Raw genomic sequence first — 11064 nt, forward strand, 5'->3', positions numbered from 1 at the left:
TCTTTGTACAAAGATGGCCTTCCTTTGATGAAACGACTAATTCAAGCTCGTTGCTCTATTACTGCTCCTCCTACTCTTCCGATACCTCTCTAAACCTGACCAAACGTCTTTCCAAAAGAGCCACACCCAAAAAAAATAGACCTCCTTCCGTGAGTCCTAAGGGCATTAATACGAAGAGGTCTTGCTGTAAGAAAAAGACCAGCAACAAACAAAATATCCTCTAAATTCAGGAGTTTTTGGGTTCGTGAAACGAGTTATAAAAACGGGAGTCGCGATCGCGACCTCCCTTCTACTATTTCTTTCGGGAATTCTGTCAGGGTTCCCGACTGCTCTTGCCGCCCCCCCGGTGCTTAAGCCTAACATTATTGTGATTTTGGCAGATGACCTGGGTAATGCCGATCTAGGCTATCGCGGTAGCGAGATCCGGACACCGAATATTGACAAGCTTGCGAATACAGGCGTGCGCTTGGAATCATACTACGGTTTGCCCGTATGCACTCCAGCACGAGCAGCCCTGTTGACAGGGCGTTACCCCATGCGCCACGGCTTGCAGACTAACACTATCTTCCCCGCACATACCTACGGTTTGCCCACGGATGAGGTGACTCTGGCTGACGCGCTTAAAAAAGCGGGTTACGAAACGGCAATGGTCGGCAAATGGCACCTCGGCCACGCTTATAAGGATTATTGGCCGCAGAATCGCGGCTTTGACTACTTCTATGGCAACGTCATGGGTGAGGTAGATTATGATACCAAGGAGGATAAAAGTGGTTTGGAAATCGACTGGCAGCGCAACGGTAAAAGGTTAGAAATTGTACCACCCGAAGACGGCTACTACACCGAGTTGATTGGGGACGAAGCCGTAAAGCTAATCCATCAACACGACCAGTCGAATCCGTTTTTCCTCTATTTCGCTTCCCTGGCCCCCCACACTCCATTGCAAGCCCCTCGAAAAGATCGCAAAGCTTATAAGGATCTGTTTCCGGGTCGTGAGAATAAGGAGAAGCGCACCTACGCAGCGATGATAACTAGTCTCGACGATCAGGTCGGTCGTATGCTCGATGCTCTCGAAGAGGAAGGTATGCGCGAGAACACGCTGATCTTCTTCTCTACCGACAACGGTGGCAGCGGAGTAAGGCCCAAATTTTTATACGGACCGGATGCTACAGTTCCAGACGACTCGCCAGTCTCTAACGAGCCTTTCCGGGGTGGTAAGACGAGCCTTTCCGAGGGCGGAGTGCGTTTACCGGCAATCGTGAACTGGCCAGCCCAACTCCAGCCAGCAGTAGTGGACGAACCTCTACACCATGTAGATATCATGCCTACCCTACTGGCTCTTGCCGGGGGTAAGGGCGGTCTCCTTCATCCTTTCGACGGGAAAGACGCATGGGCGACCCTTGCTGAAGGGGCTCCCTCACCCCATGAGGAGATTTTGATTAACGTCGAGACCTATCGCGGGGCTATCATCCGCAAAGACAATGGGCACAGGTGGAAGCTGATCAAATACGCAACTCTTCCGGGTAAGACCGAGCTATTCGATCTCTCTCAGGACAAGGAAGAGCAGAATAATGTTGCCTTGCTGTATCCAGATATCGCGGAATATCTCGAAGCGCGGCTTGTTGCCTACGCAAAGGAGCAGAAATTCAGCGAGTGGCTCAAAGCCCAGGCTGAGTTTATGGATGAGCAGGGGATACCCTTCTTCGATCCCGATTTTGACGTAGAGGATGGTGGCCCACTAGACCAAATACCAGTATTGCCGGACAACTTCTAGTAGTCGCTGTAGGGCGGGCACTGCCCGCCCTTTCAAGGTGCAGCAACGATATTTTTTGTTCTCGTTGCTCTCTAGCACGAGCCCATCCCAAAGCCAATTCACGCGCTTTGGGTCTGTCAACCTTTTTTATGATGGGCGAATACTTTCCGACAGATGAGTATATGAGTCCCGAGGAGTTTGATAAGAAATTTGATTGTAAGCTACCGCCTGCTTCGTAATAGCCAAAAGAGGAGAAGTCACCCTCTATGCTAACGATCGATTTATCGTGACCTAGGGGAAATGATTCGGTAACGAAACTCAACATGTTCCCTTTCATTACTGTTGTTTATGAGGTTTAATCAATGATTTGGAATCGAATTTGGAAGGTGGCTGCGGTCATGGCGATCGCGCTGTCTCTCTTGCTAGAGACAACCGCCCTACCAGCAATGGCACAATCGACAGATGGCTCGGTGCTGCCATTCCCACCAGTGCCATCAGCCAGCACTGCCGGACCGACTTTGCAAGAGTCCACCATGATCCGGCGCGAAGAACCGAACTATATACCCATCGAAAATCCGCCCAACATCCTGATTATCCTGCTGGATGATGTAGGCTTCGGGCAGGCTGACACCTTTGGTGGCGAGATCCACACGCCGACTCTAAGCCGTCTGTGGGATGAAGGAATTGCCTATAACACCTTTCACACCACCTCCATCTGCTCGCCCACCCGCGCCGCTCTCTTAACGGGGCGCAATCACCACCGGGCCCAGACAGGTAGCATTACAGAACGGGCACTGGACTGGGATGGTTACCTGGGGGTTATTCCCAAGACCTCTGCCACGGTCGCGGAAGTTTTGAGGGAATATGGCTACAAAACCTCTGCTTTTGGCAAATGGCACAATACCCCAGCCAATGAGACCACGGCAATGGGCCCCTTCGATCGCTGGCCTACCGGGTATGGTTTCGACTATTTCTACGGCTTCCTTGCGGGGGAAACCTCTCAGTATGAGCCGCGCCTCTATGAGAACCTTAACCCCATAGAGCCCCCCCATAACGAGACTTACCACCTCAGCGAAGACATGGCGGATAAGGCGATCGGCTGGATGCGTCACCACCGTTCCTATTCTCCCGACAAACCCTTCTTGATGTACTGGGCACCAGGGGCAGCCCACGGTCCTCACCACATCTTCAAGGAATGGGCAGATAAGTATAAGGGTAAATTCGATGACGGCTGGGACGAGTACCAAAAGCGGGTCTTTAACAACCAGAAAGCCCTGGGCTGGATTCCAGCAGATGCGGAGCTAACTCCTCGGCCTAATGACATGGAAGCATGGGAGGATATTACCGACGAGGAGGAAATTGACTTCCAACGGCGGTTGATGGAGGTCTATGCAGGCTTTGTCGAACATGTGGATGTCCAGGCTGGTAAGGTGATCTCGGAACTCGACAATCTGGGCATTCGCGACAATACCCTCGTCTTTTATATTTTTGGTGACAACGGAGCCAGTGCCGCAGGTCAGGAGGGCAGTATCAGCGAACTGCTCGCCCAGAACCAAATTCCCAATACGGTCGAGGAGCAACTGGAGGTTCTAGACGAACTAGGCGGACTTGATGCCCTGGGAACCCGAAAAACCGAAAACATTTACCACGCGGCTTGGGCCTGGGCAGGGGATGTCCCCTTCCGTTATACCAAGCTAGTTGCTTCCCACTTCGGTGGTACCCGCAACCCCATGGTCATCTCCTGGCCCGATGGCATCACCCCCGACAAAACCCCCCGGTCTCAGTTCCACCATGTCAACGACATCGTTCCCACTATCTACGATATCCTGGAAATTACCCCCCCTGAAGAGGTTTACGGCTTCAAGCAAGACCCCTTCGATGGGATTAGTATGGAGTACACCTTCAAGAATACCAACAAGGATGCCAAACCACTGGGTAAAAAGAAGGTTCAGTATTTCGAGAACTTCGGCAGCCGAGGCATCTATGTCAATGGCTGGTATGCCTGCACCTTCGGTCCTCTGATCCCCTGGGATACAGCTGGATCGGGAAACGACTTAGATGATTGGGATGCCAGTGATGACGATTGGGAACTGTATCACATTACCGAGGACTTCACTCAAAAGCACGATCTAGCAAGTAAGTACCCAAAGCGTTTGAAGCTGATGAAACAACTGTTCTTGAAAGAGGCAAAACGCAACTCGGCATTCCCCATTGGGGGGGGCCTGTGGACCCGCATTCATCCCGAAGACCGGATCGCGAGTCCCTACAGTAGCTGGGTCTTTGATGAAAGCACAACTCGTATGCCCGAATTTAGTGCACCAGGCCTAGGTCGCGAGAGCAACTTGGTTACGCTCGATGTCAATCTCGGAGAAAATGCTTCGGGCGTTCTCTATGCCTTGGGAGGTTCCAGTGGCGGTGTGAGCTTGTTTATGGACAACGGAGTGCTCAAGTATGAGTACAACATGCTGCTCCTAGAGCGTTATCAGGCTGCATCATCTGAAACTATCCCTGCTGGTCATCACACCATTGAAGTAGAAACAACCATCGAGAGTCCCTATTCCCCAGGTGAAGTGGTATTGCGAGTGGACGGTTCAGAAGTCGGCCGAACCACGATAGAACAAGTCGTCCCGGGAGCCTTCACTGCCAGTGAAACCTTCGATGTTGGCACCGATCTGGGGGCACCGGTTTCGTTAGACTATGCCGATCGCACTCCTTTTGAGTTCGACGGGACGATTAACACTGTGAAAGTGGCTATGGAAAATGCAATGGAACCTTACCTTTCACCTTTACTCCCCGCTGTTTTGGACTAGAAGAATGCTGATAGTAAAGGAATTGTAGTTACAGGGTGGGCATTGCCCACCCTTATTCATCTCATCGCCCGAACTAAAACGAAACGGTTCAACCGCTCTGCGATCGCCCCGATCGCCCTCTTAGATTACTTTTCTTGAATATCCATGTTTTTCTCCTTGTTTCAGAAGAATTTAACTCGTGATCTTGTTGGCATTTTGCTGGCGGTCTCCCTCCTTTTCCTCTTTTCACCCGTCTTCACTTCGTCACCTTTTGCTTTTGCCGATTCTCCCTGTCCTGAAGGTATGGTGTCGATCCCTGGGGGAACCTTTACGATCGGCTCCGACACCTACTATCCCTCAGAGCGTTCTGCTGTTGATGTGACCGTGGATAGTTTTTGCATCGATCGCCACGAAGTTACCAACGCCGAATATCAAGCATTTGTCCAAGCTACAGGCTACGTCACCGTTGCCGAACGTCCCCTGGCCAAAGACCAATTCCCTGGCTTAACCGAAGCGCAACGACAGCCCGGTTCCCTGGTGTTTCAGCCCCCTGCACCGGGTATCCAACAAGTAGCTTATTTAAGCTGGTGGGATTGGGTCGTTGGTGCTAATTGGCAACATCCCTACGGACCCGACAGCACCATTGAAGGTTTTGACAAGTACCCTGTTGTTCACATTGCCTATGAAGATGCGGTTGCCTATGCCGATTGGGTGGGTAAAACGCTCCCCACCGAAGCCCAATGGGAATATGCAGCACGGGGTGGTCTTGACACTGACACCTCGATCCCTGGTGAACAATATGCCCCTCACAAAGCCAACACCTGGCAAGGCTTCTTCCCCTTCTTCAACACCAAAGCCGATGGCTATCTCGGTCCTGCCCCGGTCGAATCCTTCTCTCCCAATGGTTACGGTCTTTACGATATGCTGGGCAACGTTTGGGAATTAACCGCAGATTGGTATCGTGTGGGTCATAGGGGGAAAGATCGCAGCCTCAATCCATTGGGACCGGATCAAGGGAGTAGTTTCGATCCGGAAAAGCCTGATCAAGGGGCACTCCATGTGATTAAAGGCGGATCTTTCCTCTGCGCCCGAAATTATTGCAGCCGTTATCGTCCTGAAGCACGAGAGTCCCAAGCTCCTGATACAGGAACCAATCATGTGGGTTTTCGTTTAGTAGCGATGCCTTGGCACGATGAAGGTTCGGGCTAAAATCCTTGGCAAGACAGAGGGGCGCAGACCGCGCGATCGACATCCTTCTGTCTATCCCAAAGTTAGGGCTGACTGCTGTTCGCGTAGCGTGCTCATAGCACATATGCTTACCTTAATTAATTTTTAAACAGCTATGGCTGGTGCGTTACGGCGCTCCTGGCGTCAACTCTACACTGTTGGTAGTTGATTACACCGCACCTAACGCACCCTACGGGATGATTGATTAATAACTGGTTAATAACTGGTCACTGAATGCAGCCTACCAGCCTTTATCAGCCTGTTGTAAAACATAAGCAGCTACATTTTCAATTTGGTCGGGTTTTAAACGACCACCAAAGCGAGGCATAGCTCCTTTGCCGTTTGTGACTTGTTTGATGATAGCTGCAGCAGAATACATCCCAAATTTCTCCAGGGCCTCCTTCTTCAGATTTTTCATGGGTATGACTCTGTTTACACCGCCCTGATGACAAGCATTGCAGTTAGCGTTAAATACCATTTTCCCTTTAGCCGCATCACCAGCAGCTAAAGCGGAATCAGGGAAGCTCAAGGTTATTAAAGCGAAAACTAGCAGAATCGCAATTAGTATTTTTTTCAAAGTGTTTCTCCTCTCAATATGGCGTTGAGCCAGATATTAGCGTTCACTAAGAGGAGGAACTGTGTCAAATGACAGGCTGTCAAACTTATAACAAAAGTTAACAAAATAAGGTGGGCATTGCCCACCTTATCCCTAGAGATATATTGTGTAATTGATGCAACTATTGCACAACAACTGTGCCAGTCATACCTGCACCACGGTGGGGTCCGCAGAAATAGCTGTAAGTTCCAATCTTATCAAATGTGGCTGTAAACGATTCACCTGGTTTGTAGGTAAGCTTTTTGTGAGATTTGTCTGCTCCAGCTCCTTGGAAGATTACGTTGTGAGGAAACATCTTCTTGTTAACCCACTTAACGGTATCTCCAGGATGAATTTCAACTTTCTTAGGAACAAATTGCATAGGAGAACCTGTAGTCGAACCCATTTCCACTTCTACAGTAGCTGCAGTAGCAGGTGCTACGGACATAGCAAAGGTGGCGATAGCCAGTAAGAGACTAGCAAGAACTAAACCTAGTTTTTTGAACATTTTCTTGATTCACTTGCCGCTGAATACCCCATCCCAGTTTGAGCGGGGAGGAAGCCGGGCGGCGGATACAGCTCCCTTTGGCTAAACGAGCGATTGAGCAAGGCAACAGGGGGAAACCCCCATTCGCGCTTTGCATCAAAACCATGACGAATATTTGGTCGTGGTAACTATATTTAATATTCAAGTATTACAACTTGTCAAACTTTTTTTTGGGAATAGTGATTTTGTTGAAAATCTCAACATGGCTATGGTCTTGAGAGCCTCTGAGCCTCGTGATTGAGCAATTTACAATAAAACAGAGAAAGGTAAGCATTCAGCTATCAGCTATCAGCTATCAGCTATCAGCTTTGGGCCTGTGGCTGACGGCTGTTCGCGTAGCGTGAGCTTTTAGCTCACGGCTGACGGCTGAATGCTTACAAAGGAAGTCTTAGCATCTAACTATCAAGCAACATCCATGAGTCAAACCGAACAAATCCTATCCCAGTTACCTGGTGATGTTCTCGGACGCCTGCGCAGTGCTGACAAAGTCTGGAAAGCCTTACGAGAGGGTACAACTCCAATCCCAGAGGTGATTACAGAAACCGAAGAGGAATTAGGCACCCTAGACTTGGATGTAGTAATCTGTGGCGGTACCTTGGGAATTCTGATTGGTGCTGCTCTACAACAGCGAGGCTGGCGAGTTGCCGTAGTTGAACGGGGGGTTTTGCGGGGTAGAGACCAAGAGTGGAATATCTCTCGCCAAGAACTGGAAGTATTCCTGGAACTTGAGTTACTCTCAACGGCGGAATTAGAAAATGCGATCGCATCCGAGTATAACCCAGCTCGGATCAGTTTTTTCCAAGGTCCTGATTTCTTGGTAAACGACGTACTCAACATTGGTGTTGACCCAGTCTTTCTGCTCGATACCCTCAAAGCCAAATTTTTAGCTGCTGGCGGTAAGCTCTTTGAAAAGACATCCTTTACACAAGCAAGTATTCATCCCGATGGCGTCTCAATCGGGTTGAAAGTTGACCCTTTGGAGGTTGAAAGGTTGAAGGTTGAAAGGTTGAAGGTTGACCCGTTGGAGGTTAAAAGGTTGAAGGTTGACCCGTTGGAGGTTGAAAGGTTGAAGGTTGACCGGTTGGAGGTTGAAAGGTTGAAGGTTGAAAGGTTGAAGGTTGACCCGTTGGAGGTTGAAAGTTCTAACTTAGAATCTGCCAACGTCGAACCTTCAACCGATACAAACCTCGAACCTTCAACCGATACAAACCTCGAACCTTCAACCGATACAAACCTCGAACCTTCAACCGATACTAACCTCGAACCTTCAACCGATACTAACCTTCAACCTTCAACCGATACTAACCTTCAACCTTCAACCGATACTAACCTTCAACCTTCAACCGATACTAACCTTCAACCTTCAACCCAAATCAAGGCTCGCTTACTGATCGATGCCATGGGACATTTTTCCCCAATTGTTAAGCAAGTCAGGCAAGGTCAGAAACCAGAAGGAGTTTGTTTAGTGGTTGGTAGCTGTGCTCAAGGCTATCCTAAAAATGACATGGGGGATTTGATAGTATCCTTCACTCCTATCCAAAATCAATGTCAATATTTCTGGGAAGCATTTCCAGCCCGGGATGGTAGAACAACCTATTTATTTACCTACTTAGATGCTAATCCCGAACGTCCTAGTTTAGAATTTTTATGTGACGAATACTTCCGTCTCTTACCAGAATACCAGGGAGTAGAATTATCCCAACTTGATTTTAAACGAGTACTGTTTGGCTTTTTTCCTTCCTATCAAAAAAGTCCCCTAAGAATGCCTTGGAATCGGATTTTACCTATAGGGGATAGCAGTGGTGGGCAATCACCAGTCAGTTTTGGTGGATTTGGTTCCATGGTCAGACATTTAAAGCGTCTAAGTAACGGAATTCATGAAGCCTTGGAGTATGATTTGCTAGACCGGAATGCCTTAGCCCAACTACAACCCTATCAGCCTAATATTGGCGTAACCTGGATGTTTCAACGGACGATGAGTGTTGGCATCAAGCAACAATTAGCACCAAATCAAATTAATCAATTACTCACTGGCGTATTCCAAGCCATGGCAAACCTAGGAGATGATGTGCTTAAGCCCTTCCTCCAAGATGTAGTGAAGTTTTCAGGATTATCTAAAACCCTATTTGTGACATCATTAACTAAACCAGCATTAGTCGTGCCAGTGATTCCTCAAGTAGGATTAACCATGCTATTGGATTGGATGCTTCATTATAGTAATTTAGCGGTTTACAGTAGTTTGTATCCAGTAGGTAAATTAATCAGTGGCATGTTGAATACTTTGCCACCGAAACCAAAATATTATTTCCACCGTTGGCTAGAAGCATGGCGCTATGGGTCTGGGGGTGATTATTAATTTAGGGAGCTATCAGCTATCAGCTATCAGCTATCAGCTATCAGCTATCAGCTATCAGCTATCAGCTATCAGCTATCAGCTATCAGCTATCAGCTATCAGCTATCAGCTATCAGCTATTAGCTATTAGCTATCAGCTAAAGGCTAAGGACTGAGGGCTGACCGCTGACCGCTGTTCGCGTAGCGTGCGCGTAGCGCATATGCTTAGATATCAACCTACCTCCTTCACCAAGGGCAGGGTGGCTTGGTGGAAAGCTAGGATTGATGATCGTGATATTTTTGCCATGATAGAAGTAACTCCTATTTAGGTGGGAGGAAAACCGCGCTGATTTTCATTAAGGCTGTTACCAGCGCGGTTATTAGTTTCAGTCGTTACTTTTTATAGTATAGATAACTCCTGGAAAAAATGCAAGGGGTAAATCAAAAAAAATACATTTATTTACAATTAAAAATTTTCGCTATTTTTATAATAAATTATGTGTAATTAATTTTTATTTTGGTTGTTAGCTTAGCCTTTATATATTCAAGGATAGCTACATATCATTTAAATTTTGTAGGACTACTTATGAAAATAATTGTCAATAAAATACCAAGGTAAGTATTCAGCCATTTGCTTAGGGTGCGGGTAGCGCATTAGCTGTTGGCCTAGCCTGCGCGTAGCGCATATGCTTACAGCAGGGTTTATTGATAACTATCTCCGGTTTATTGACAAGATGCCTTTGCCCTGCTAACCTTTTTAAAAGCACTTTCAACTTTTAGGTGCGCTTGACGCAAGCGCACCTTTTGATGCAGCTTTTAGGCGCTCCTACTAAGATAAAACTAATACAGCGTTTTTCATAGCTATGAAGTACACATAATTTTTTACCTCTTCTATCTTCCCTATTATCTCTTCCCTGTTCTTTTCCCCCCTTATTAAGGGGGGTTAGGGGGGATCGCTGTTCCCTAAAACCCAGAACTTTGTCCCTAAACCAATTGAAAACTACTCTAATTCTAGAGATATAAATTTATGATATTTCACATATCTATTGCCGCAGATAATCCTTACCACGTAGCCACGGTACTAGCAGAAATCTTTAAGGGAAATTGCATTGAATTTGCGCCTCACCCAGGAAGTTATATGACCTTAGCCTTTGATCAATATGGAACAGCTATTGAAGTTTATCCTAGGGGCACGGAATTAAAGCCTGGAACTAACCAACAAGAATTACAGTTCTTAAATAATGAAGCTAGTTCCAAATTTACCGCTACTCATGCCGCCATTGCCGTTCCCTTGAATCAACAAGAAATCGAAAAAATTGGTGAACGAGAACAATGGCGAGTTGTTCGCTGTAGCCGAAAGGGATACTTTGATGTCATGGAATTGTGGATTGAAAACACCCTATTGCTAGAACTCCTAACACCGGAAATGGCGCACCAGTACACTCAAGTCATGGAACCTAACAATTTAACCCAATTAATCGAGCAATTTAAAAACCAAAAGGCAATTAACAACTGAATATAGAGAACAGAAATATTGATGTAGATGTAGGGTGGGCAGTGCCAAAGATAGATAACAGCAGCTGGGGATAGCATGAGTAGGCACTGCCCACCAAAGAATTAATCACAATAGAATATTGATGTAGGGTGGGCAGTGCCAAAGATAGATAACAGCAGCTAGAGATAGCATGAGTAGGCACTGCCCACCCTACTAACTAACTACTAACTAACTCACTAAAAAAATCCACCTCACCCCATTAAGATGTAGGGTGGGCAGTGCCAAAGATAGATAACAGCAGCTAGAGATAGCATGAGTAGGCACTGCC

At 47.4% G+C, this 11064-nt stretch carries 9 protein-coding genes; 6 read left to right on the forward strand and 3 right to left on the reverse strand.

The genetic code is table 11. The features are described 5' to 3' along the window. The first annotated feature begins 244 nt into the window (after positions 1-244). Entirely contained in the window at positions 245-1771 is a 1527-nt protein-coding gene (locus F6K37_RS21325; RefSeq protein ID WP_287251978.1) for an arylsulfatase B, read from the forward strand. 334 nt (positions 1772-2105) lie between these two features. Here F6K37_RS21325 and F6K37_RS21330 read toward each other — a convergent pair whose 3' ends face one another. Continuing rightward, positions 2106-2285: a hypothetical protein gene (locus tag F6K37_RS21330; protein WP_287251980.1), complete on the reverse strand. Its 180-nt coding sequence runs from the start codon at positions 2283-2285 to the stop codon at positions 2106-2108. Here F6K37_RS21330 and F6K37_RS21335 point away from each other — a divergent pair. Together F6K37_RS21335 and F6K37_RS21340 are read left to right on the forward strand one after the other, a co-directional pair. Further along, the gene (locus tag F6K37_RS21335; RefSeq protein ID WP_502887764.1) at positions 2197-4560 is read left to right on the forward strand and encodes an arylsulfatase; all 2364 of its coding nucleotides are present in this window, start codon (positions 2197-2199) and stop codon (positions 4558-4560) included. The genes F6K37_RS21330 and F6K37_RS21335 overlap by 89 nt on opposite strands. A gap of 144 nt (positions 4561-4704) precedes the next feature. After that, the gene (locus F6K37_RS21340; protein WP_502887763.1) at positions 4705-5748 is read left to right on the forward strand and encodes a formylglycine-generating enzyme family protein; all 1044 of its coding nucleotides are present in this window, start codon (positions 4705-4707) and stop codon (positions 5746-5748) included. A 259-nt stretch (positions 5749-6007) separates the two neighbouring features. Here F6K37_RS21340 and petJ read toward each other — a convergent pair whose 3' ends face one another. Both petJ and petE read right to left on the reverse strand, forming a co-directional pair. Next, positions 6008-6343 carry a cytochrome c6 PetJ gene (gene petJ / locus F6K37_RS21345; protein WP_287251986.1) on the reverse strand — a complete coding sequence of 112 codons (336 nt, stop codon included), beginning with the start codon at positions 6341-6343 and terminating at the stop codon, positions 6008-6010. Between the two features lie 160 nt (positions 6344-6503). Further along, positions 6504-6869 (reverse strand): plastocyanin, encoded by a 366-nt coding sequence (gene petE / locus F6K37_RS21350; protein ID WP_287251988.1) that lies wholly within the window; start codon positions 6867-6869, stop codon positions 6504-6506. Positions 6870-7323: 454 nt separating this feature from the next. Between petE and F6K37_RS21355 the strand changes: the two genes are divergently transcribed. From F6K37_RS21355 to F6K37_RS21365, 3 genes are all read left to right on the forward strand, one after another. Further along, a complete protein-coding gene (locus F6K37_RS21355; RefSeq protein ID WP_287251992.1) occupies positions 7324-9264 on the forward strand; it encodes a hypothetical protein in 1941 nt (646 codons plus the stop codon). After that, the gene (locus F6K37_RS21360; RefSeq protein ID WP_287251990.1) at positions 9254-9385 is read left to right on the forward strand and encodes a hypothetical protein; all 132 of its coding nucleotides are present in this window, start codon (positions 9254-9256) and stop codon (positions 9383-9385) included. The genes F6K37_RS21355 and F6K37_RS21360 overlap by 11 nt, the downstream gene beginning before the upstream one ends. A gap of 883 nt (positions 9386-10268) precedes the next feature. Next, the gene (locus F6K37_RS21365; protein ID WP_008188263.1) at positions 10269-10757 is read left to right on the forward strand and encodes a hypothetical protein; all 489 of its coding nucleotides are present in this window, start codon (positions 10269-10271) and stop codon (positions 10755-10757) included. Positions 10758-11064: the final 307 nt, after the last annotated feature.

This window comes from Moorena sp. SIO4E2 (assembly GCF_010671945.1).
GTDB lineage: Bacteria > Cyanobacteriota > Cyanobacteriia > Cyanobacteriales > Coleofasciculaceae > Moorena > Moorena producens.

Excerpts from the sequence above, each read along its gene's own strand:
- F6K37_RS21335 (WP_502887764.1), top strand. The coding sequence starts at position 2,197 with ATGGCACAATCGACAGATGGCTCGGTGCTGCCATTCCCACCAGTGCCA.
- F6K37_RS21330 (WP_287251980.1), bottom strand. The coding sequence starts at position 2,285 with ATGGTGGACTCTTGCAAAGTCGGTCCGGCAGTGCTGGCTGATGGCACT.
- F6K37_RS21340 (WP_502887763.1), top strand. The coding sequence starts at position 4,705 with ATGTTTTTCTCCTTGTTTCAGAAGAATTTAACTCGTGATCTTGTTGGC.
- petE (WP_287251988.1), bottom strand. The coding sequence starts at position 6,869 with ATGTTCAAAAAACTAGGTTTAGTTCTTGCTAGTCTCTTACTGGCTATC.
- F6K37_RS21355 (WP_287251992.1), top strand. The coding sequence starts at position 7,324 with ATGAGTCAAACCGAACAAATCCTATCCCAGTTACCTGGTGATGTTCTC.
- F6K37_RS21365 (WP_008188263.1), top strand. The coding sequence starts at position 10,269 with ATGATATTTCACATATCTATTGCCGCAGATAATCCTTACCACGTAGCC.